At 60.9% G+C, this 20,386-nt stretch carries 23 protein-coding genes; 4 read left to right on the forward strand and 19 right to left on the reverse strand.

What is annotated here, in order from left to right; genetic code table 11:
* Nucleotides 1-15 precede the first annotated feature (15 nt).
* From QQJ86_RS17395 to efp, 6 genes are all read right to left on the reverse strand, one after another.
* Complete coding sequence (locus tag QQJ86_RS17395) at nucleotides 16-876, reverse strand: squalene/phytoene synthase family protein (protein ID WP_284322237.1); 861 nt, start codon at nucleotides 874-876, stop codon at nucleotides 16-18.
* Nucleotides 873-1,547, reverse strand: a complete 675-nt coding sequence (locus tag QQJ86_RS17400) for an HAD-IA family hydrolase (protein ID WP_284322238.1) — start codon at nucleotides 1,545-1,547, stop codon at nucleotides 873-875. The genes QQJ86_RS17395 and QQJ86_RS17400 overlap by 4 nt, the downstream gene beginning before the upstream one ends.
* Complete coding sequence (ubiG, locus tag QQJ86_RS17405; protein ID WP_284322239.1) at nucleotides 1,544-2,251, reverse strand: bifunctional 2-polyprenyl-6-hydroxyphenol methylase/3-demethylubiquinol 3-O-methyltransferase UbiG; 708 nt, start codon at nucleotides 2,249-2,251, stop codon at nucleotides 1,544-1,546. The genes QQJ86_RS17400 and ubiG overlap by 4 nt, the downstream gene beginning before the upstream one ends.
* Before the next feature lie 29 nt (nucleotides 2,252-2,280).
* The gene (locus QQJ86_RS17410; protein WP_284322240.1) at nucleotides 2,281-2,535 is read right to left on the reverse strand and encodes a YciI family protein; all 255 of its coding nucleotides are present in this window, start codon (nucleotides 2,533-2,535) and stop codon (nucleotides 2,281-2,283) included.
* Complete coding sequence (locus QQJ86_RS17415) at nucleotides 2,532-3,875, reverse strand: TRZ/ATZ family hydrolase (RefSeq protein ID WP_284322241.1); 1,344 nt, start codon at nucleotides 3,873-3,875, stop codon at nucleotides 2,532-2,534. The genes QQJ86_RS17410 and QQJ86_RS17415 overlap by 4 nt, the downstream gene beginning before the upstream one ends.
* Nucleotides 3,876-3,971: 96 nt before the next feature.
* Nucleotides 3,972-4,541, reverse strand: a complete 570-nt coding sequence (gene efp / locus QQJ86_RS17420; RefSeq protein WP_284322242.1) for an elongation factor P — start codon at nucleotides 4,539-4,541, stop codon at nucleotides 3,972-3,974.
* Between the two features lie 84 nt (nucleotides 4,542-4,625).
* On the opposite strand from efp, the gene epmB reads away from it, so the two are divergent.
* Together epmB and QQJ86_RS17430 are read left to right on the forward strand one after the other, a co-directional pair.
* Nucleotides 4,626-5,636 carry an EF-P beta-lysylation protein EpmB gene (gene epmB, locus QQJ86_RS17425; protein ID WP_284322243.1) on the forward strand — a complete coding sequence of 337 codons (1,011 nt, stop codon included), beginning with the start codon at nucleotides 4,626-4,628 and terminating at the stop codon, nucleotides 5,634-5,636.
* A 200-nt stretch (nucleotides 5,637-5,836) separates the two neighbouring features.
* Nucleotides 5,837-7,891, forward strand: a complete 2,055-nt coding sequence (locus QQJ86_RS17430; protein ID WP_284322244.1) for a GGDEF/EAL domain-containing response regulator — start codon at nucleotides 5,837-5,839, stop codon at nucleotides 7,889-7,891.
* Nucleotides 7,892-8,055: 164 nt separating this feature from the next.
* On the opposite strand, the gene rplS is transcribed toward QQJ86_RS17430, so the two are convergent.
* The 6 genes from rplS to QQJ86_RS17460 form a co-directional block, all read right to left on the reverse strand.
* Nucleotides 8,056-8,421, reverse strand: a complete 366-nt coding sequence (gene rplS / locus QQJ86_RS17435; RefSeq protein WP_284322245.1) for a 50S ribosomal protein L19 — start codon at nucleotides 8,419-8,421, stop codon at nucleotides 8,056-8,058.
* 18 nt (nucleotides 8,422-8,439) lie between these two features.
* Nucleotides 8,440-9,225, reverse strand: a complete 786-nt coding sequence (trmD, locus tag QQJ86_RS17440) for a tRNA (guanosine(37)-N1)-methyltransferase TrmD (protein WP_284322246.1) — start codon at nucleotides 9,223-9,225, stop codon at nucleotides 8,440-8,442.
* Between the two features lie 7 nt (nucleotides 9,226-9,232).
* Entirely contained in the window at nucleotides 9,233-9,748 is a 516-nt protein-coding gene (gene rimM / locus QQJ86_RS17445) for a ribosome maturation factor RimM (protein ID WP_284322247.1), read from the reverse strand.
* A gap of 2 nt (nucleotides 9,749-9,750) precedes the next feature.
* Nucleotides 9,751-10,002 (reverse strand): 30S ribosomal protein S16, encoded by a 252-nt coding sequence (gene rpsP, locus QQJ86_RS17450; protein ID WP_284322248.1) that lies wholly within the window; start codon nucleotides 10,000-10,002, stop codon nucleotides 9,751-9,753.
* Nucleotides 10,003-10,120: 118 nt separating this feature from the next.
* Entirely contained in the window at nucleotides 10,121-11,503 is a 1,383-nt protein-coding gene (gene ffh, locus QQJ86_RS17455; protein WP_284322249.1) for a signal recognition particle protein, read from the reverse strand.
* A gap of 233 nt (nucleotides 11,504-11,736) precedes the next feature.
* Nucleotides 11,737-11,862, reverse strand: coding sequence for a helix-turn-helix domain-containing protein (locus tag QQJ86_RS17460; RefSeq protein ID WP_284322250.1), 126 nt, complete (start codon nucleotides 11,860-11,862; stop codon nucleotides 11,737-11,739).
* A 117-nt stretch (nucleotides 11,863-11,979) separates the two neighbouring features.
* On the opposite strand from QQJ86_RS17460, the gene QQJ86_RS17465 reads away from it, so the two are divergent.
* Entirely contained in the window at nucleotides 11,980-12,789 is an 810-nt protein-coding gene (locus tag QQJ86_RS17465) for a cytochrome C assembly family protein (RefSeq protein ID WP_284322251.1), read from the forward strand.
* A 5-nt stretch (nucleotides 12,790-12,794) separates the two neighbouring features.
* Here the strand turns inward: QQJ86_RS17465 and radA are convergent, their stop codons facing one another.
* From radA to QQJ86_RS17500, 7 genes are all read right to left on the reverse strand, one after another.
* Entirely contained in the window at nucleotides 12,795-14,174 is a 1,380-nt protein-coding gene (gene radA, locus QQJ86_RS17470) for a DNA repair protein RadA (RefSeq protein ID WP_284322252.1), read from the reverse strand.
* A gap of 69 nt (nucleotides 14,175-14,243) precedes the next feature.
* Nucleotides 14,244-15,332: an alanine racemase gene (alr, locus tag QQJ86_RS17475; RefSeq protein WP_284322253.1), complete on the reverse strand. Its 1,089-nt coding sequence runs from the start codon at nucleotides 15,330-15,332 to the stop codon at nucleotides 14,244-14,246.
* A 141-nt stretch (nucleotides 15,333-15,473) separates the two neighbouring features.
* Entirely contained in the window at nucleotides 15,474-16,865 is a 1,392-nt protein-coding gene (locus QQJ86_RS17480) for a replicative DNA helicase (RefSeq protein ID WP_284322254.1), read from the reverse strand.
* A gap of 234 nt (nucleotides 16,866-17,099) precedes the next feature.
* Complete coding sequence (gene rplI, locus QQJ86_RS17485) at nucleotides 17,100-17,552, reverse strand: 50S ribosomal protein L9 (RefSeq protein WP_284322255.1); 453 nt, start codon at nucleotides 17,550-17,552, stop codon at nucleotides 17,100-17,102.
* A gap of 104 nt (nucleotides 17,553-17,656) precedes the next feature.
* A complete protein-coding gene (gene rpsR / locus QQJ86_RS17490; RefSeq protein ID WP_192554853.1) occupies nucleotides 17,657-17,887 on the reverse strand; it encodes a 30S ribosomal protein S18 in 231 nt (76 codons plus the stop codon).
* Between the two features lie 16 nt (nucleotides 17,888-17,903).
* Nucleotides 17,904-18,332, reverse strand: coding sequence for a 30S ribosomal protein S6 (rpsF, locus tag QQJ86_RS17495; RefSeq protein WP_284322256.1), 429 nt, complete (start codon nucleotides 18,330-18,332; stop codon nucleotides 17,904-17,906).
* A 185-nt stretch (nucleotides 18,333-18,517) separates the two neighbouring features.
* Entirely contained in the window at nucleotides 18,518-18,844 is a 327-nt protein-coding gene (locus QQJ86_RS17500) for a HesB/IscA family protein (RefSeq protein ID WP_284322257.1), read from the reverse strand.
* A gap of 127 nt (nucleotides 18,845-18,971) precedes the next feature.
* Between QQJ86_RS17500 and asnS the strand changes: the two genes are divergently transcribed.
* Complete coding sequence (gene asnS, locus QQJ86_RS17505) at nucleotides 18,972-20,372, forward strand: asparagine--tRNA ligase (RefSeq protein ID WP_284322258.1); 1,401 nt, start codon at nucleotides 18,972-18,974, stop codon at nucleotides 20,370-20,372.
* The last annotated feature ends 14 nt before the right edge of the window (nucleotides 20,373-20,386 follow it).

The following is a 20,386-nucleotide window of genomic DNA, read 5'->3' on the forward strand; positions in this document are numbered from 1 at the left end:
GTGCGTTTATGGCGATCAGACCGCCACTTGCTGCCGCCAACGCTGGGCTGCTCGCCAGGCACGTAGGGTCGCCATGAAACCGCCGTCCGGCACGCCTTTTTGCAGCATTTCCAGGGGCGTGCTGGCCCGGGCTGCCTTGCGCGCAAGGCGCTCACCGTCGCCCGTCTCCAGCGCGCGGAACACACTGAGCGGGCCATCAATGCGCGAGGCCTCGCTCCAGGCGGCGCGCAGATCGCCCAATTGGGCCTTGATCGCCTCATCACGCGCCTCGCTGCTCTGACGCAAGCCGGCGCGGCTCAGGCCAAAGCGCGCCAACCGCGCCATGGGCAGAGGTAGGCGATCCCGCTCGGCATCGTCCTGCAGGCGGCGCAAGGCAAACAGCAGATGGCTAAGGGTGGCCACCCGCGCCGCGCGTGCCGGTGATTCGGTTTCGCCGAACCACCATGCGGTTTCCAACTCGGCCAAGGCGCCGTGCAACGCCGAAGCAGCGTTGAGCTGAGCGGCGAAATCCACTGCGGTGCCCTCTTCCAGTTGCGCCATCGCAGCCAGCACCGGTGCTAGCCAGCGTTGCTGCGGCATGGCGTGTGCGCGCTCGTCATCGAACAACACGCGAGTCAATGGATGCCGGCCTCCGCTGGCAGCCGCACCGCTTAATTCTTCCGCCCACCAATTGAGCTTGGTGGTTGCGACGTGCGGCTCGCGAATGCCGTATGCGGCCGAAAGCAGCTCTTGTTCGAGCGCCGCAAGCGCGACGTGCCCCGGATATTTATTCGGTTCGACGAACACCAGCGCCATGCGCTGTTGCGGTTGCACTGCGAGCCATTTGTCGATGTAACTCTGCAGCGCACCGTGACCGTGAGAAACCACTTCGCTCACGCCGGAACCTTCAACTTGAGCAATTCGAGCAATTCGCGCGGATGCGCGACTACTGCATCGGCACCCCAGGCATGCGGATCGCCGCCATCGAGGTAACCCCATTGCACGGCAACGGTATAAAGCCCGGCATCACGGCCGGCTTGCACATCGCGGCGGTCGTCGCCGACGAAGAAACAGCGCACGGGATCGAGTCCAGCCCGCTCGCAGGCCAGCAGCACGGGCGCAGGATCTGGCTTGCGCACTGGCAACGTGTCACCGGAAACCACCGCACATGCACGCTCATCCCAGCCGATCTGCTTGACGAGGTCGTCCGTGAGATAGCCAGGCTTGTTGGTGACGACGCCCCAGGCGATGCCGTTGCCTTCCAGTGCATCGAGCAGCGTGTCAACGCCCTCGAAAGGACGCGTGTGGCGGGACATCATGCTGTGATAAAGCTCGAGGTAACGAGGCATGCGTTCAAACAAGGCTTCATCGCTTTCATCGAAAGCGCAACGCAGGATGGCACGCGAGCCGCGCGATACCACAGTGCGCACCGATGCATACGAAGGCACCGCAGCGCCCACTTCGCCGCAATAAACAGCCAGCGCTGCGTGCAAGTCCGGCGCACTGTCGAGCAATGTGCCGTCCAGATCGAACAACATGCCATGAGGGGATGCGGGCAACGGCTTCATGCAGGTTTACGTGCGCAAACGAGGTAATTGACGGCAGTAAAGCGGCTGAGCCATGCCTTGCGATTGATCGGGTTGTAGCCGAGGCCGCTGATGTCTTCGAGTTCCAAACCTTCATGGCGCATCAGTCGCGCCAGTTCGGAAGGCTTGAGGAACTGCGCGTAATGATGCGTGCCGCGTGGCAGCAGGCGCGCAACGTATTCCGCACCAATGATCGCCGCGCCGAACGCAGCGGGCGTACGGTTGAGAGTGGACATAAACAGACGGGCGCCCGGTTTGAGCATCACCGCAAGGTCGTGCACCAGCGCCGCCGGATCGGGCACGTGCTCGATCATTTCCATGCAGCACACGGCATCGAAACTGCCCGGTTCCGTCTCAGCAAGTTCTGCCGATGATTGCTTGCGGTAATCAACCTGCAGATTCGACTCATGGAGATGCAGCCGCGCAATTTCGATCACTTTCAAACCGAGATCGATACCGACGACGTCGGCACCTGCGCACGCCAGCGCCTCACTCAGCAAGCCGCCACCGCAACCGACGTCCGCCACGCGTGCACCTCGCAAGGCTACGCGCTTGGCCACATAGTCAAGACGTACGGGATTGAGATCGTGCAAGGGCCGCGATTCGCCATCCGGATCCCACCAGCGCGAGGCCAGTTTGTCGAAGCGCGCGATTTCCTTGTGACTGACGTTTTGCGTGGCTTGCATGACGAACAACTCCCGTGGACCCGCTTAAGTTAGTGCGTGTTCCATTCGTAAACCGTGACATCCCAGCCGCCGCTAGTATGCGCCGGATCGCTGTGCGCAATCGCTAACGCCTCTTCCATCGAAGGGGCACGCAGAAGATACGCGCCACCAGATTTATCGGCGAATCCACCCGACATCTCGTTGCGCCCCTGCTCGCGCAGCGATGCGAGAAACTGCTGGTGCAAAGGAATGACCGCCTGATCCAGTTGCGGACGGCGCATCAACATGACCAGAAAGCGCTTCATACCGGATCTAGCGCGGCGATGCGTTCGCGCCATGCGTGGGTACGTGCCATGACGCCGGGTAGATCCATGTCCACCAGCTCGCGCGCGGCCAGCTTGCGCTTGCCTGCGATCCACACATCGGTGACCTGATGGCGACCGGTTGCGTAGACCAACTGCGACACGATGTGGAACAGCGGTTGGGTTTCCAAATCGCTCAGTCGCACGGCTGCCAGGTCTGCCTGCTTGCCGGCTTCGATCGAGCCGATCTCGGCGTCTAGCCCCAGCGCCTTGGCGGCTTGGATGGTGGCAGTGCGCAGCGCAAAGCCCGCGTCGAACGCAGCGGCATCCTCTGCGACCGCTTTGGCAAGCAGCGCCGCGGTGCGCATTTCGCCAAACATATCCAAATCGTTATTGGACGCAGTGCCATCGGTGCCCAGCGCCACATTCACGCCGGCGTTGCGCAATTTTTCAGCCGGACAGAAACCAGAGGCGAGCTTCAAGTTCGATTCCGGGCAATGCACCACGGACACGCCAGCTTCGGCGCAAGCCGCAATTTCGCCATCGGTGAGCTGGGTCATGTGCACGGCGATCAGTCGATCGTTGATCAACCCGAGTTTCTGCAGACGCTGGAAGGGACGCAGTCCACTCTTCTTGCGCTCCTCGTCCACTTCGTGCGCCGTTTCGTGCAGATGCAGATGCACGGGAATATCAAGCTGATCGGCCAGTACGCGAATGCGTTCGAACGATTCGTCGGATACGGTGTATGGCGCGTGCGGGCCGAACGCGGTACGGATCAGCGGATCGTTGCGAAAAGCGTCATGGGTTTCGCCAGCGCGTTCGAAATACTCATCCTGTGTCCGCGCCCAGGCTGTGGGGAACTGGATCACTGGCAGGGCGATCACCGCGCGGAAACCGTGCTTGCGGTAGGTCGCACCGATCGCATCCGGGAAGAAGTAATTTTCATTGGCGCAGGTCGTACCGCCACGCAGCATCTCGGCAATAGCGAGTTCCACACCGTCGCGTACAAACTCAGGACCGATCACCTTCGCTTCCACCGGCCAGATGTGCTGCTGCAGCCACACCATCAGTGGCAGATCGTCGGCGAGGCCGCGCATCAACGTCATTGGATTGTGCGCGTGCGTGTTGATCAGGCCCGGAATCAGCACGTGTTCGCCCAGCTCTACGCGCTCACGTGGTGCATAGGTGGTGCGCGCTTCTGCGATCGGCAGGATGGCGACAATACGGTCAGCCTGGATCGCCACCGCATGGTGCTCCAGCACCACGCCGTGAGGTTCGACCGGCACAACCCAACGGGCTTCGATAAGTACATCCACAGAATGCGGCGCGATCTGGCTCGTCATGATGTTCTTTGTGTGGGGATATGAAACGGGGCGGTACATCTTACGATGACCGCCCCGGTGGATTGCTTGTCGCCACGCTGAAACGCGGCCAATACGTCACTTGCCGACGCGGCTGACGTACTCGCCTGTACGGGTGTCGACCTTGATCATTTCATCCGTGTTGACGAACAACGGCACACGCACCACGGCACCGGTTTCCAGCGTCGCGGGCTTGCCGCCACCGCCGGAGGTGTCGCCGCGCAGGCCGGGATCGGTTTCGGTGATCTTCAGCTCTACGAAATTCGGGGGTTGCACCGCGATGATCTCGCCGTTGAACAACGTGACGACGCATTCCTCCTCGCCCTTGAGCCACTTGGTCGCGTCACCCATACCCACCTTGCTGGCCTGGTGCTGCTCGAAGCTTTCCTGGTGCATGAAGTGCCAGTATTCGCCATCGGAGTACAGATACTGCATATCGGTATCGACAACGTCGGCGACCTCGAAGCTATCGCTGGACTTCATCGTCTGTTCGGTGGTGCGGCCGTTCTTCAGGTTGCGGATGAAGATGCGGGTGAACGCCTGACCTTTGCCTGGCTTGATGAAATCGGCGTCGGTGATGACCCACGGGTCATTGTTGTGAAGGATCTTCATACCCTTCTTGACGTCGTTAAGACCGACGGTGGCCATGCGCTTTATGCTCCAGATGTGGTGACGCCGACAGGCGGCTAGAATGGGGATTTCCCGGACACTAAGCCCGGATCAAGACTCACTATGATAACCGCAAGCCACGCCACACGCCTATCACTGCCCGGGTCCGACTGGCGGACGCTATGGCGCGAAGCCATTACCGACGCCCACGAATTATTGGCACTGGTGGGCCTCGAGTACCTTGCCGGTACCTTGCCCGCCGATGACGCCGGTTTCAGCCTGCGCGTGCCGCGGGGCTTCGTGGCGCGCATGCGTATAGGTGATCCGCGCGATCCGCTGCTGTTGCAAGTGCTGCCGCAACTCGCCGAACTGGAGCAGGCACCGGGCTTCATGATGGATGCTGTCGGCGACCTGGCTGCCCGTGAAGCTCAAGGCGTGCTGCACAAATATCAGGGACGTGCCTTGCTGATCGCCAGCGGTAGCTGCGCGGTGAACTGCCGCTATTGCTTCCGCCGGCACTTCCCTTACGGCGACGAAATGGCCGCAGCGAGCCAATGGCGCCAGGCACTGGAGCATGTCCGCGAGGACACCTCTATCAACGAACTCATCCTTTCCGGCGGGGATCCGCTGGCCCTGGCCACCAGCAAACTGGAAGAGCTCAGCCGTGGACTGGCAGATATTCCGCACGTGACCCGCCTGCGCATCCACACTCGTCTGCCGGTGGTGCTGCCCGAGCGCGTTGACGGCCCCTTCATCGACTGGCTCAAGGCCTTGCCGATGCAGAAGGTGGTGGTGATGCACGCCAATCACGCGAATGAGTTCGACGATAGTGTGGACGAGGCTTGCTCGCGCCTGCACGGCGCAGGGGCCACACTACTCAATCAATCCGTACTGCTAAAGGGAATCAACGACGATGCCGATATCCTGATAGCACTATCGGAGCGGATGTTCGCTGCGGGAGTATTGCCGTATTACCTGCACCAATTGGATCGCGTGCAAGGCGCGGCGCATTTCGAAGTGGCGGATGCGTTGGCGCAGGCACTGATCGAGCTGATGCGCAATCGCCTGCCGGGATACCTCGTACCCAAGCTGGTGCGCGAGGTAGGCGGCGACCCGTCCAAGCGTCCGCTTTGAGCTGTCATCAGGGGCCACCCGGTCATCTCATGGTAAGCGGTTGCCGCCAAGCTCCTACGTGCCCATGCGCTTCGTCACCAATGGACGCATTGACGCTGGCGGGGCTGAACGGAATCCGTTAAAACGTTATTTCAGTGCCGGCTAGCCCTCGGATGCCTTTCCGCATGGGCAGCCTTATCAAAGGAACGCACGACGCCCCCATGAAGACAGACTCCGTCATCAAGATCCTCTTCATCGAAAACTCGGTCGAGGACGCGGAACAAATCATCACGCTGTTGCGCAATGCCGGCATTGCCGTACGCCCCGCGCGGGCGACAACTCCCGAACAGGTCCACGATGTGCTCGAAGAGCTCGGCCCGGATCTGGTGCTATACAACCCCTCCGTTAACGGACTACCCCTGCGCAGTGTCACGCAGCAGATCGATGCAACCGCCCGCGACATCGCAATGATCGCCTGCGTGCCCAAGATCGATGAGCAGAGCGTGGCGGACATGTTCCAGGAGGGCGTACACGGGGTCGGTTCGCGTACCCAGCCCAAGCAACTCATCACCGTGATTCGGCGCGAGTTCGAGTCGCTCAACGCACGCCGCCAGGTTCGCCGGCTCGAAACCGCCCTGCGTGAATCGGAGCGTCGCTGCGATGCACTGCTGGACTCCTCGAACGATCCGATCGCCTACGTGCACGAGGGTATGCACGTGCGCGCCAATCGGTCTTATCTGGATACATTCGGCTATACCGACTACGACGATCTGCTCTGCCTGCCGGTACTGGACCTGATCGGCCCATCCGATGCGGAAGCTTTCAAGAACCTGCTTCGCGCGCTATCAAAGGGCGAAAAAACCGAACACCGTCTCGAACTGCACGCGCGCCGCGCCGACGGCAGCACCTTCCCGGCTACGGCCGAGTTCGCGCACGCCACCTTCGAAGGCGAGCCCTGCCTGCAGATCGTATTCCGCCGCCAGCAGATCGACCCCTCCCTGGTGGAACAGCTGCAGCGCGATTCAGTCACTGGGTTGTTCAACCGTGCCCGCATGCTGGAATGCATCGACAACGCTGTCGCTGCCGCGAGCGAAGGCCAGAAGGGTCAAACCTTGCTTTTGATCGAGCCGGACAACTGGGCGCCGATCGTCAACAATGTCGGGCTGGGCAAAGCCGATGAATTACTGGCAGCCTTCGCGCGCCGCGTAAGCGGGCAACTAGGGCAGGAGGACATTGCCGGCCTGCTCGCTGATCATACTGTCGGCGTGATCCTGCGCACGGAGACCGATGAGGCGATCCGCGACTGGATCGATGGTCTGCAAAAGGCCATTTCCAGTGAGATTTTCGACCTGGGCACGCAGTCGATCACGTTGACTGCCAGCATCGGCGGCAGCCTGCTGGGTGAGAAGAACGCCAACACCGACATGCTGTTGAACCAGGCTGGCCAGGCCATACGCAGCGCACAGGGCCAGGGCGGCAATCGCAGCGAACTGCACGACCCGGCCGCCAGAGAAAAAGCCGATGCCGAGCGCGAACGCAACTGGCTGAGCCTGCTACGTAAGGCGCTCACCCAGAACGAATTCATGCTGTACCACCAGCAGACCATCAGCCTGCAGGATGCCGAGGGCGACTATTCGGAAATCCTGTTGCGCATGAACGGTCCGCAGGGCGAAGTCTCGCCCGGCTTCTTCATGCCGATCGCCGAAAAGAATGGCCTCAACGCCGAAATCGACCGCTGGGTGCTCAACCAAGCCATCACCGCGCTGAAGACGCGCGACCGGCATGGCATCCCCACTACCTTTTTCGTAAAGCTCACGCCTGACTCCATGCAACCGCAAGCCAACTTGCTGCCGTGGCTGGATCGCGCACTGAAACAGGCCGGACTCAAGCATGGCCGCCTGGTACTGGAAATGACGGAAAGCAAGGTGGTGACGATGCTGCGCCCCGCGCAGGAATTCATCACGGCCTGGAAGAAGCTCGGCGGCTATTTCGCACTGGAACAATTCGGTTCCGGCCTCAATTCTTTCCAGTTGCTCAATCACGTCGACGCGGATTACCTCAAGATCGACCGCAGCTTCATGGCCGATCTTCCGCAGCACCCGGAAAACCAGAAGAAGATCACCGAGATCTGTCAGCAAGTGCACGAGATGAAGCGCTTGGCCGTGGCCGAATGGGTAGAAGATGCGGCCAGCACTTCGCTGCTATTCGCTTGCGGCGTGGATTTCGTGCAGGGCAACTTCCTGCAAGAGCCCCAGCCTTTGGTGGTGAACGCCTAAGAAAAGCCTTTCGTGGGCTGGGGCACAAATGACGTAAATTGGGGTACAAACCCCAACACTGCCATGGCGGCGCATTCCGATGTTGAGGTTTGCACCCCAACCCACAAAAACAAAAAGCCCTGCGGAAATCCGCAGGGCTTTCATATAACGCTGCAGCCGTCGAATTAGTCGGCGGAGGTCGAAGCGCCGATGTTTTCCTTGATGCGCGCTGCCTTGCCTTCCAGGTTACGCAAGTAGTACAGCTTGGCGCCACGCACTTTGCCCTTGCGCTTCACCTGCACCGATTCGATGCTCGGGCTGTGCGCCTGGAACACGCGCTCCACGCCAGTGCCATGCGAAATCTTACGCACGGTGAAGGCCGAATGCAGGCCGCGGCTGCGCTTGGCGATGACAACGCCCTCGAACGCCTGTACGCGCTCGCGGTTGCCTTCCTTCACCTTGACGTTGACCACCACGGTGTCGCCAGGGCCGAACTCCGGCAGCTGGCGGGTGATCTGCTCGGCTTCGAACTGTTCGATGATCTTGTTCATGACAACACCTGTCTTTGTTCAATGACTGCGGTCTTCATCGGCCGCATCGTTTTGCCGTTGCTGCACTTGAGCATGCTCACGGCGGAATTCATCCAACAGCGCGCGTGATTCTTTATCCAGCGCGCGCTGCGCCAATAAATCGGGACGCCTCAACCAAGTTCGTCCCAACGATTGCTTCAGACGCCAACGGCGAATTGCCGCGTGATCGCCGGAAAGCAGCACCTCCGGTACGTCGCCCAGTGCGTCGTGCACTGGTTTCGTGTAGTGCGGACAATCGAGCAAGCCGTTCGAGAACGAATCCTGCTCGGCGGATTGTGCATCGTTCAACGCACCTTCCTGCAAGCGGCCTACCGCGTCGATGATTACCGCGGCACCCAACTCACCGCCGGACAGCACATAATCGCCGATGGACAGCTCCTCGTCGACCTCGTGCGCCAGCAGACGCTCGTCTACACCTTCGTAACGCCCACAGAGCAGAGCGATGCGCGGCAGCTTCGCCAGCGCTTCCACCCTGCCCTGCGTCAGCCGCGCTCCTTGCGGACTGAGGTAAATCACATGCACCGGTTCGGGTGCTGCCTCGCGCATCGCCTTGAGGGTTTTGCGCAGAGGCTCGATCAACATCACCATGCCCGGACCGCCGCCGCAGGTGCGGCCATCCACGGTACGGTAGTTGTCGGTGGCGTAATCGCGCGGATTCCAGGCTTCCACCTGCAGCAGCTCACGCTGTTGCGCGCGTCCCACGACACCGACGGCGGCGCACTGGCGCATGAAGTCCGGGAACAACGTGACGACATCGATGCGCATAGGACCCTCAGAACTCGGGATCCCAGTCCACCACCATGCGTCCGCCGGAAAGATCCACCGAACGCACATATACACCCTGGACGAAAGGAACCAGCCGCTCGCGCTCGCCATCCCTTACGACCACCACATCGTTGGCGCCGGTCGCGAACAGATGACTCACGCGTCCCAACGCTACGCCTTCGGTGGTGACAACCTCGAGACCTTCGAGGTCGACCCAGTAGTACTCATCCTTCCCAGGCGGTGGTAGCAGTTCGCGGGCGACATAGATCTCCTGCCCTACCAATGCCGCTGCACCATCCCGGTCGTCCACCCCTGGCAATTTGGCGATGAGCCCTTTGCCCTGAGGCCGACCTTTGACACCTTCGGTCTTCATTTCCCCGCCCGGCGCCCCCGAGAGCTGCCAGGGTAGATAGTTGAAGATCTGCGCACGGGGCTCGGTCCAGGATTCGAGCTTTACCCAGCCCTGTACGCCGTACAACCCGACGATGCGTCCGACCAGGACGCGCCGACCGGCTGCATTCATGCTCAGGCAGCCTGCTTGGCGGCTTCCTTCAACAGGGAGGCAACCTTGTCGCTCAACTGAGCGCCCTTGCCTACCCACTCCTGCACGCGCGCGACGTTCAGCTCAAGGCGCTTGTCCTTGCCCGCAGCGACCGGGTTGTAGAAACCAACGTTCTCGATGTTGCGGCCATCACGCGCGCTGCGCGAGTCGGTCACAACGACGTGGTAGAACGGACGGCCCTTGGCGCCGCCGCGCGAAAGACGAATCTTGACCATAGTAAAAAGCTCCAGAGTTGCCGACTTGCCCGGCAAGCACGCCCTAGACTGGGCGCGGTAAACGCGACATTTTAATGAAATTCGTGGAAAAAGGAAGGGGTTAGCGATCCAGCCCGCTTCAGCGCATTGGCGGAAAGCCGCCGCCCATCCCGCCCATGCCCTTCATGGCACCACGCATCTGCCGCAGCAGGCCTTTGGTGCCGCCTTTGGAGAGCTTGGACATCATCTTTTCCATCTGCATGTACTGCTTCAGCAGGCGGTTGACGTCCGCCGGTTGCGTGCCAGAACCGCGCGCCACACGAGCGCGGCGGGAGCCGTTAAGCAGGTCCGGATGGCGACGTTCTTTCTTGGTCATCGAACTGATGATCGCGATCATGCGCTTGATCTCGCCATCGTTGACCTTGGATTTCACGTTCTCAGGCAGCGAGGAGACGCCCGGCAGCTTGTCCATCAAACCGGCCAACCCACCCATGTTATTCATCTGCTCAAGCTGGTCACGCATGTCATTGAGGTCGAAGCGCTTGCCCTTGATCACCTTCTCGGCGAGCTTCTGCGCCTTTTCCTGATCGACCTTGCGCTCTACTTCCTCGACCAGCGACAGGACGTCACCCATGCCGAGGATGCGCTGTGCCACGCGATCGGGATAGAACGGCTCCAGCGCGTCCGTCTTCTCGCCCGCGCCGAGGAATTTGATCGGCCGGCCGGTGACGTAGCGCACCGAGAGCGCCGCACCACCACGGGCATCGCCGTCGGTCTTGGTCAGCACCACACCGGTGAGCGGCAGCGCTTCGGCGAAAGCTTTGGCAGTATTGGCCGCGTCCTGACCGGTCATCGAGTCGACTACGAACAGCGTTTCGATGGGCGTGATCGCGGCATGCAGCGCTTTGATCTCGGCCATCATGGCTTCATCGATATGCAGACGGCCAGCGGTATCCACCAGCAGCACGTCCATCACTTCCTTGCGCGCGGCGCTGATCGCCGCCTTGGCGATGTCGACGGGGTTCTGGCTGCCCTCGGAGGGGAAGAACCGCACACCCACCTGCTCGGCGAGCGTACGCAACTGCTCGATAGCTGCCGGACGGTACACGTCGCAGCTCACCACCATCACGCGCTTTTTCTTGCGCTCAGTGAGGAAGCGCGCGAGCTTGGCCACGGTGGTGGTCTTACCAGCACCCTGCAGACCCGCCATCAACACCACGGCGGGCGGCTGCTGGGCAAGGTTCAATTCGGCATTGGCAGTGCCCATCACTGCTGTCAGCTCGTCGCTGACCACCTTCACCAAGGCCTGGCCCGGCGACAGGCTCTTGAGCACTTCCTGGCCGACTGCGCGCACCTTCACGCGCTCGATCAACGCCTGCACCACTGGCAGCGCCACGTCAGCTTCCAGCAACGCAATGCGCACTTCGCGCAGCGATTCGCGGATATTTTCCTCGGTCAACCGGCCACGGCCACGCAAGCGGTTGACGGTGGTAGAGAGGCGTTGGCTGAGCGACTCGAACATAAGCGCGGGATCGACATACGAAAATTGGACAGGCGATTGTATCAGACCCGCCTGTTTTCTCAGGGCCTCAGAAAATGGCCCTAGGCATTCGCCAATCCCTCGTCACGGTGCGACGCCGCCATCTCTGCGGCAGAGCCAAACCGGACTGCCCGACACAATGCGCTGCTCGTAGACATCCCTCTCAACGACGCAGTTCCAAGCGTCGATACACTGCAGGTGAAGTGATGCGAGAGCTATGCGCCGGTGATGTCGAAGGCTTCGCCCATTTCGCCCGCACTCATGGGGCCGCTCTGCAATCGCTTGAAAATAGCGCGACGCGTGGGATCGGCGAGGGCACGGAAGACGGCTTGTTGCTTCATCGCCTGGCAAGACACTCCGATTGACGAGTAGATATTTAGACAACCTTCTAAATGCTGCAAGTACCAGTCACACAACCGCGCTCACCCCACTCCCGCCGTGTGCCACACTTGCACGCCATGCTAGCCACTCTCTCCATCTTAGCCGTCGTCTGTTACCTGCTCGCCAGCGGGCTGTTGGCGTGGCCTCTGTTTGACGGCAATACAGCCGCGCCGACTCGATTGGCGCGTCCTGCGCTCGTGATTGCCACCGTTGCTGTAGCGGCACACGCCGCCTGGTTGCTGGCAACGCACCGCGGTGCGCTGGATCTGCATTTCTTCGCCGCACTATCACTGGTGGCGTGTGTGGTGTCGGCGCTGACACTGGCGGTCAATCTCACTCGGCCGGTCGTCGCGCTTGGCGTCATCGTCTTTCCGCTAAGCGCATTGTTGCTGTTAGTGGACAGCTTTCTCGCGCCACCTACGGCGCCCATATCGATGGATTGGCAAATCAAGTTGCATGTAACCGTGGCGCTGCTCGCTTTCAGTGTGCTCTCTATCGCAGCAGCGATGGCCATCCTGCTGGCCATCCAGGACCGGGCGTTGCGGCATCGTCACATCACGCCGTGGCTGAGCGCGTTGCCGCCTTTGACATTGACGGAATCGCTGCTGTTTCGACTGATCGGCGCAGGTTTCGCATTGCTCACCGTGGCACTGCTCACCGGCATCCTGTTCATCAACAATCTCTTCAGTCAGCACTTGGCACACAAAACTGTGCTGTCGATCATTGCCTGGCTAGTCTTTGGCGCCCTGCTCTATGGCCGCTGGCGGCATGGCTGGCGCGGACGCAGCGCGGTCAACCTCACGCTGATCGGAATGAGCGTGCTGGTGTTGGCGTTCTTTGGATCGAAGTTCGTGCTGGAAGTGATCCTGCACCGCGCTGTGGATTAAGTTCCTCAGCGGCAGGCGTCGATCGCCTGTGCCAAACGCTCCACCCCGATCACCTCCATCTCACCCACCGACCCTTTCTTCGGCGCGTTGGCTTTCGGCACGATGGCACGCCGGAAGCCATGATGAGCCGCTTCCTTCATGCGTTCTTCGCCGTTAGGCACAGGACGAATTTCTCCGGAAAGGCCGACCTCGCCAAAGGCGATCGTTTTCTCCGGCAGCGGGCGATCTCGCAGGGATGAGAGCACCGCCAGCAGTACGGGCAAATCTGCAGCGGTTTCCTGCACGCGGATGCCGCCGACGACATTGACGAAGACATCCTGATCATAAGCAGCTACACCGCCATGCCGGTGCAGGACAGCCAGCAGCATGGCCAGTCGATTCTGCTCGAGACCAAGCGCCACGCGTCGTGGATTGCCCAGCGAGGACTGATCCACCAACGCCTGCACCTCGACCAACAACGGCCGCGTGCCCTCACGCGTAACCATCACGGCACTGCCCGACGTAGGACCGCTATGCGCGGACAGGAAAATGGCGGAGGGATTGGGCACCTCGCGCAAGCCCTTTTCGGACATCGCGAATACGCCAAGCTCGTTTACTGCACCGAAGCGGTTCTTGAAAGCACGCAATACGCGGAAACGGCTACCGGATTCACCCTCGAAATACAGCACAGCATCGACCATATGCTCGAGTACACGCGGCCCGGCTATGCCACCTTCTTTAGTGACGTGGCCGACGAGGAATACCGAAGTGCCGGTCTCCTTTGCGAAGCGTGTCAGCTTCGCAGCGGATTCACGCACCTGACTCACCGAACCCGGTGCCGCGGTAAGCAGGTCGGTCCAGATCGTCTGGATGGAGTCGATCACGAGCACGCGCGGTCGCGAGGCGGCGACTTGATCGAGAATGCGCTCGATGCCGGTTTCGGCCAGCGCATGCAGCGGCTGCAACGGCAAATCGAGACGTTGCGCACGCGCGGCAACCTGAGCCAGCGATTCCTCACCGGTGACGTAGACACTGGGAAGCTTTTCACCGATCTTGCCCAGCATCTGCAGCAACAGCGTGGATTTACCGATACCGGGATCGCCACCGATAAGCACCACTGAGCCGTCGACCAGACCACCGCCCAACACGCGATCCAATTCACCGATGCCGGTCAGCGTGCGCAATTCGGCCGTCACCAGCACGTCAGTTAACGGTGTGACGCGCGCAACACCGTTGGTTACACCGGCATAACCACTTTGCCGCGCCGCGCCCATGGATTTCTGCGCCGGCTGCACTACGAATTCCGACAGCGTGTTCCACGCGCCACATTCCACGCACTGACCCTGCCATTTGGAGTGCTCAGCGCCGCAATCGGCACAGACGTAAGCGGTTTTGGCTTTGGCCATGATAGAGATGCGCGTGTTTCGATGAGGGGAGCTTAGCTTGCAATGATCGCAAGCCGCGAGACATGGTGATTACTGATCATCCTCGACGAACAGTACGCGACGCGTCATGCCGCATGTCAGGTCATAGCTGATGGTACCGGCCTGTGTCGCAACGATTTCCACCGGTAGCTCCGGCCCCCACAGCACCACGCGATCGCCCACTTTGGCCTCCGGTGCTTCGCGCAAGTCCAGCGTGATCAAGTCCATCGAGACACGCCCGATCAGAGGCACGGACCGATTCCCCACTAGCACCGGCGTGCCAGACGCAGCGCTGCGCGGATAACCGTCGCCGTAACCGACGGCCGCCACACCTACCGGCATGTCTTCGGGACATTCCCATAGCCCGTTATAACCAATGCGTTCGCCACGCTTGATGGTGTTGATCGCGATCAGGCGAGTGGACAACGTCGTGGCTGCACGAAAACCGAAGTCGATGCCGCTTTTACCCTCCACCACGGAGAGTCCGTAAAGCAGGCCTCCGGTGCGCACCCACTCGCCGCGCGCGTCGGGCCATCCCAACACAGCGGCGGAGTTGGAGAGCGATCGCGGACCGGCCAGACCGCGCGTTGCCGATTGGAAACGTTCGATCTGTTGCTGCGTGCGTTCACCGTCAAATACTTCGGATTCCGCAAAATGCGTCATCAGACCGATATCCGGATCGATACCTTCCATCGCCGCCAATTGCGTATGCACCTCAACCGCGCGCTCAGGTGCGAAGCCAAGCCGATGCATGCCACTGTCCACTTTCAACCAGACGCGCAGGCGGCCACGTGCAGGCGATGCTTCCGACAACCATTGCAATTGGCTCTCGTGATGAATCGCAGCATCGAGGCCGAGCCGCTGCATTTCCGCGATATCGCCCGCCTGATCCGGGCCCGACAGCACGACAATGCGCTGACGATGTCCTGCCGCGCGCAGACGCAAGCCATCACCCAGCGACGCGACGGCAAACGCATCTGCAGCACCATCGAGAGCGCGTGCGACGCGCTCCAAACCATGCCCATATGCATCGGCCTTGACCACCGCCATGACCTTGGCTGGCGCAGCCAGCGCCTTGATCCGCGTTAGGTTGTGGCGCAACGCGCCCAGATGAATAGTGGCGACAGTGGTGCGGCTCATGGGCAGGATGTGAGGTTAAGGCTTGCCATCGAAAAACGACGCGCGCAGGAAGTCTGCCACCTGCGCGTACTGCCACATAGGGTAGCGGGAAGCAGGCACCCGATCAGGGCGGGGAAATGGCAATGTGCGGGCAGCACTCGCTCAGAAATGCCCTGTGTACGAATCGGGGCTGTAGTTCTCGAATTTGGTGTAGTGACCCAAAAAGGTCAGCTTCACCGTATCCGTGGGGCCGTTACGCTGCTTGCCGATAATGATTTCCGCAAGGCCTTTGTCCGCCGACTCTTTGTTGTAGTACTCGTCGCGGTAGATGAACATGATCACGTCGGCGTCCTGTTCGATAGCGCCCGATTCGCGCAGGTCCGACATCATCGGCCGCTTGTCCGCGCGCTGCTCCAACGAACGATTCAGCTGTGACAGGGCAATCACCGGCACGTTGAGTTCCTTGGCCAGGCCCTTCAGCGAGCGCGAGATTTCCGAAATTTCGGTGGCGCGGTTTTCCTTGTTGCCCGGCACCTGCATCAACTGCAAATAGTCGATAACGATCAGGCCGAGACCGCCATGCTCGCGCGCCAAGCGTCGCGCGCGCGAACGCATTTCAACCGGCGAGAGACCGGGCGTGTCGTCGATGAAGATCTTCGCTTCAGACAGAAGCGCGATGGCATTGGTGACGCGCGGCCAGTCCTCTTCGGCCAGGTCACCCGTGCGCAAGTGCTGCGCATGGATGCGGCCAACCGAAGAGATCAGACGGAAGGCCAGCTGTGATGCGGACATTTCCATCGAAAAAATCGCGACCGGCTTCTTGGCGCGCAACGCGCAGGCTTCGGCGATGTTGACAGAGAAAGCGGTCTTGCCCATCGACGGACGCGCCGCAACGATGATCAGGTCCGACGGCTGCAAACCCGAAGTGAGGTTGTCCAGATCGGTAAAGCCGGTGGAGATGCCGGTGAGCTGGCCGCGATTCTGGTAACGCTCGTGCAACTGGCGGAAGGCGTCCTTCACCGCCTCGCGCATGGATACGGTATCTTTCTTGCCGCGCGCACCGGATTCGGCGATATGGAACACGCGCTGCTCGGCCGTTTCCAGCACTTCGTGGACGGTCTTGCCTTCCGGGCGATAGCCGTCTTCGGTGATCGCAGTGCCTGCATCGATCAGCTGGCGCAACACCGACTTTTCGCGCACGATTTCAGCGTAGGCAATGATGTTCGCCGCGCTGGGCGTCGCATTCGCCAATTCCACCAGATAACTGGCACCGCCCACCATCTCAGCCAGGCCGTTGGCCTCGAACCAATCACCCAGCGTGATGGCGTCGCAAGGCATGCCCTTGTTGGCAAGCTCGGTAATTGCGCGCCAGATCAGGCGGTGATCCTTGCGATAGAAGTCCTGTTCGTTGAGTTTGTCGGCCACCCGATCCAGGGCATCGGCGGCCAGCATCAATCCGCCCAACACCGCCTGCTCTGCATCGATGGAGTGCGGCGGTACGCGTAGAGCCTCGATAGCGCTATGAGCGGATTTGCGTTCGGGGACGAAGGACATGGACATTCCCTGTAGCAAGGGGGGTGCTCGACGCCGCGTAGGTCGTAGGCACAAGTAATGAGCTTACGAGGTCTCATCGTCTGAGACGAGACAATAAGTCTGTGGATATCTTGTGGGTGGCCGGGTATAAACCGCACGCTCGAAAAAACGAAAGGCACCTGCAGATGTGCAGATGCCTTTCGTCTTTTGGAACCCGTACCGCGAACGTATCGCGCTTGCAGGCTCCTAGCTTGCTTACTGCTTCTCGGCGACCACGATCACCTTGACCGAGCCCTGCACATCGGCGTGCAGGCTGATCACCACTTCGAACTCGCCAATGTGGCGGATCGGGCCTTCACCCTGGATCACTTCACCCTTGTGGATGTCGTGGCCAACGGCCTGCAGCGCATCGGCGATTTCGCGCGGACCGACCGAGCCGTAGAGCTTGCCTTCCGGGCTGGCGTTGGCGGCGATGGTCACCGTCACGTCGGTCAGCTTGTTCTTGCGGGTTTCAGCACCGGCCAGCAGGTTGTTGGCCTTGGCTTCGTATTCGGCGCGACGGGCTTCGAATGCGGCGAGGTTTTCAGCATTGACGCGCACGGCCTTGCCCTGCGGCAGCAGGTAGTTGCGGCCGTAGCCCGGCTTCACGTTGACCTTATCGCCGAGGTTGCCGAGGTTGCGCACCTTTTCGAGAAGAATGAGTTCCATGATTGATTCCTCAATTCGTTAGCACCGGAGTGGCCCGGCGCAGCCGTGGACGGTTGTCCGAAGGGAACTGCCGCATCCCCTTTCGGGAAGCGGCAGGTAAAGCATTAAACGTCGTGGTTATCCGTGTACGGCAGCAGTGCCAGGAAGCGCGCACGCTTGATGGCGGCGGCCAGCTGACGCTGGTAGCGCGCCTTGGTGCCGGTAATGCGGCTGGGCACGATCTTGCCGTTTTCGGTGATGTATTGACGCAGCGTGTTGAGATCCTTGTAGTCGATCTCTTTGACATTTTCGGCCGTGAAGCGGCAGAACTTGCGGCGGCGGAAGAACTTGGACATGGCTCAGGCTCCTGGATCAGTCTTCGGAATCGACGTCGTCGCTATCGGCGCGACCCACGCGGCGGTCGTCGCCATCGCTGTCGTCGTCACGGCGGCGAGAGGACTTGGCATCATCCTTTTCCTTGCTCTTGAGGATGAAGGACTGCTCAGTGTCGGCCGCATCGCGCTTGATCACCAGGTGACGCAGCACGGCGTCGTTGAAGCGGAAGCCCGATTCCAGCTCGTTCAGCACGTTCTGGCTCACTTCGATATTGAGCATCACGTAGTGAGCCTTGGCCAGGTTCACGATCGGGTAGGCCAGCTGGCGGCGACCCCAGTCTTCCAGGCGGTGGATCTTGCCGCCGTCGGAGGCGATCAGCGCTTTGTAGCGTTCGATCATCGCCGGAACCTGTTCGCTCTGGTCGGGATGGACCAGGAATACAACTTCGTAATGACGCAAGGTCATTGGGGAAACTCCTTATGGATGCGACCCTTACGGGCCTCGCAGCCTCCCGCGGCATTGCGGTGAGGCAAGGCTGCCTGGCACCTGTTTGGCGTAGGCAGAAGCGGAATTGTAAGCGGGGTGAGCGAAGCGGCGCAAGTCGCTGAATTGGTTGCGGGTCTTACCTTTCGCCCTGTTGGCAGGAGAAATCAGCCGACGGTGAAGCTCTCGCCGCAACCGCACTCGCCAGTAGCGTTTGGATTGCGGAACACAAAGCTGGCATTGAGCCCCTGGCGCTGAAAGTCGATCTCAGTACCCTCGATCATCGGCAGGCTCTTGGCATCGACGATCACTGGCACGCCATCGATCTGGAACGTCTCGTCGCCCTCACCCACGCTCTCGGCCAAGTCCACGACATAGGCGAAGCCCGAGCAGCCAGTGCGCTTCACGCCAAAGCGGACACCCGCGGCGGAAGGCATCTGCGCAAGGAACTGACGCATGCGTTGATTGGCGGACGGAGTGATCGAGATGGTCATAACGACAGGTTCTGAATCAGCACTTCTGCCATGGATGGCATGTCGCAGTGCGGCACGGCTAGATTATCATGCCCGCTTGCCTTCACGCCCATGAACAGATGGGCGCCTCTTCCAGGAGTTTCAATCCATGACGGTGGTCAGCGTCAAACAGGCCCTTTCCGGCAAGCTCGAGGCCGGCAGCAAAGTGACGGTGCGCGGCTGGGTGCGCACGCGCCGCGACTCCAAAGCGGGCCTGTCGTTCGTGAATATCAGCGACGGCTCCTGCTTCGATCCGATTCAGGCCGTGGTGCCGGCCACCCTTGGCAATTACGAGAACGAGGTGAAGCACCTCACCGCCGGCGCCGGCGTAATCGTCAACGGCACGCTGGTGCCTTCACAGGGCAAGGGCCAGACGTTCGAGTTGCAGACCGAGAGCGTGGTGGTCACCGGCTTCGTCGACGATCCGGAAACCTACCCGATCCAGCCCAAGCAGCACTCGATGGAGTTCTTGCGCGAAGTAGCGCATCTGCGTCCGCGCACCAACCTGTTCGGTGCCGTCACGCGCGTGCGCCACACGATGATGACGGCCATCCATCGCCATCTCACCGAGCAGGGTTTCTTCTGGATCAACACGCCGATCATCACCACGTCAGATGCTGAAGGCGCCGGCGACATGTTCCGCCTGTCCACGCTGGATCTGGCCAACCTGCCACGCGACGACAAGGGCAAGATCGATTTCCGCAAGGATTTTTTCGGTCGCGAAGCGTTTCTCACCGTGTCCGGCCAGCTCAACGTCGAGGCCTACGCACTGGCGATGAGCAAGGTCTACACCTTCGGCCCTACCTTCCGTGCGGAAAACTCGAACACACCGCGCCACCTGGCCGAATTCTGGATGGTGGAGCCGGAAATCGCCTTCGCCGATCTTTCCGCCGACGCCGACTGCGCGGAGGCCTTCCTCAAGGCGATCTTCAAGGCCGTGTTGGATGAACGCGCTGACGACATGACGTTCTTCGCCGAACGCGTGCTGCCGGAAGCCATCACTCGCCTGGAAACCTTCATCAGCCAGCCGTTCGAACGCATCGATTACACCGACGCCATCGAGATCCTGAAGAAGTCCGGCCAAGCGTTCGAATTCCCCGTGGTATGGGGCGTGGATCTGCAAACCGAGCACGAGCGTTACCTGGCCGAGAAACATATCGGCCGCCCCGTGGTCGTTATGAACTACCCGGAACAGATCAAGGCCTTCTACATGCGCCTGAACGACGACGAGAAAACCGTTGCCGCGATGGACGTGCTCGCGCCTGGCATCGGCGAAATCATCGGAGGCAGCCAGCGTGAAGAGCGCCTGGATTATCTGGATCGCCGCATGACCAAGTTCGGTCTCGATCCTGCCACGTACGGCTGGTACCGTGATTTGCGCCGCTACGGCACCGTACCGCACGCAGGCTTCGGCCTCGGTTTCGAACGCTTGCTTGTCTACGTGTGCGGCTTGACCAATATCCGTGACGCCATCCCTTACCCACGCGCGGCAGGGAGCGCCGAATTCTGATCGCCTAAAGAACT

This window comes from Dyella acidisoli (assembly GCF_030160295.1).
GTDB classification, from domain to species: domain Bacteria; phylum Pseudomonadota; class Gammaproteobacteria; order Xanthomonadales; family Rhodanobacteraceae; genus Dyella_B; species Dyella_B acidisoli.

Excerpts from the sequence above, each read along its gene's own strand:
- trmD (WP_284322246.1), bottom strand. The coding sequence starts at position 9,225 with ATGCGCATCGATGTCGTCACGTTGTTCCCGGACTTCATGCGCCAGTGC.
- QQJ86_RS17415 (WP_284322241.1), bottom strand. The coding sequence starts at position 3,875 with ATGACGAGCCAGATCGCGCCGCATTCTGTGGATGTACTTATCGAAGCC.
- QQJ86_RS17410 (WP_284322240.1), bottom strand. The coding sequence starts at position 2,535 with ATGAAGCGCTTTCTGGTCATGTTGATGCGCCGTCCGCAACTGGATCAG.
- rplI (WP_284322255.1), bottom strand. The coding sequence starts at position 17,552 with ATGGAACTCATTCTTCTCGAAAAGGTGCGCAACCTCGGCAACCTCGGC.
- radA (WP_284322252.1), bottom strand. The coding sequence starts at position 14,174 with ATGGCCAAAGCCAAAACCGCTTACGTCTGTGCCGATTGCGGCGCTGAG.
- ubiG (WP_284322239.1), bottom strand. The coding sequence starts at position 2,251 with ATGCAAGCCACGCAAAACGTCAGTCACAAGGAAATCGCGCGCTTCGAC.
- rpsP (WP_284322248.1), bottom strand. The coding sequence starts at position 10,002 with ATGGTCAAGATTCGTCTTTCGCGCGGCGGCGCCAAGGGCCGTCCGTTC.
- rpsR (WP_192554853.1), bottom strand. The coding sequence starts at position 17,887 with ATGTCCAAGTTCTTCCGCCGCCGCAAGTTCTGCCGCTTCACGGCCGAA.
- QQJ86_RS17465 (WP_284322251.1), top strand. The coding sequence starts at position 11,980 with ATGCTAGCCACTCTCTCCATCTTAGCCGTCGTCTGTTACCTGCTCGCC.
- epmB (WP_284322243.1), top strand. The coding sequence starts at position 4,626 with ATGATAACCGCAAGCCACGCCACACGCCTATCACTGCCCGGGTCCGAC.
- QQJ86_RS17460 (WP_284322250.1), bottom strand. The coding sequence starts at position 11,862 with ATGAAGCAACAAGCCGTCTTCCGTGCCCTCGCCGATCCCACGCGTCGC.
- efp (WP_284322242.1), bottom strand. The coding sequence starts at position 4,541 with ATGGCCACCGTCGGTCTTAACGACGTCAAGAAGGGTATGAAGATCCTT.
- QQJ86_RS17480 (WP_284322254.1), bottom strand. The coding sequence starts at position 16,865 with ATGTCCTTCGTCCCCGAACGCAAATCCGCTCATAGCGCTATCGAGGCT.
- QQJ86_RS17430 (WP_284322244.1), top strand. The coding sequence starts at position 5,837 with ATGAAGACAGACTCCGTCATCAAGATCCTCTTCATCGAAAACTCGGTC.
- rimM (WP_284322247.1), bottom strand. The coding sequence starts at position 9,748 with ATGAATGCAGCCGGTCGGCGCGTCCTGGTCGGACGCATCGTCGGGTTG.
- QQJ86_RS17400 (WP_284322238.1), bottom strand. The coding sequence starts at position 1,547 with ATGAAGCCGTTGCCCGCATCCCCTCATGGCATGTTGTTCGATCTGGAC.
- alr (WP_284322253.1), bottom strand. The coding sequence starts at position 15,332 with ATGAGCCGCACCACTGTCGCCACTATTCATCTGGGCGCGTTGCGCCAC.
- rpsF (WP_284322256.1), bottom strand. The coding sequence starts at position 18,332 with ATGACCTTGCGTCATTACGAAGTTGTATTCCTGGTCCATCCCGACCAG.
- QQJ86_RS17500 (WP_284322257.1), bottom strand. The coding sequence starts at position 18,844 with ATGACCATCTCGATCACTCCGTCCGCCAATCAACGCATGCGTCAGTTC.
- ffh (WP_284322249.1), bottom strand. The coding sequence starts at position 11,503 with ATGTTCGAGTCGCTCAGCCAACGCCTCTCTACCACCGTCAACCGCTTG.
- rplS (WP_284322245.1), bottom strand. The coding sequence starts at position 8,421 with ATGAACAAGATCATCGAACAGTTCGAAGCCGAGCAGATCACCCGCCAG.
- asnS (WP_284322258.1), top strand. The coding sequence starts at position 18,972 with ATGACGGTGGTCAGCGTCAAACAGGCCCTTTCCGGCAAGCTCGAGGCC.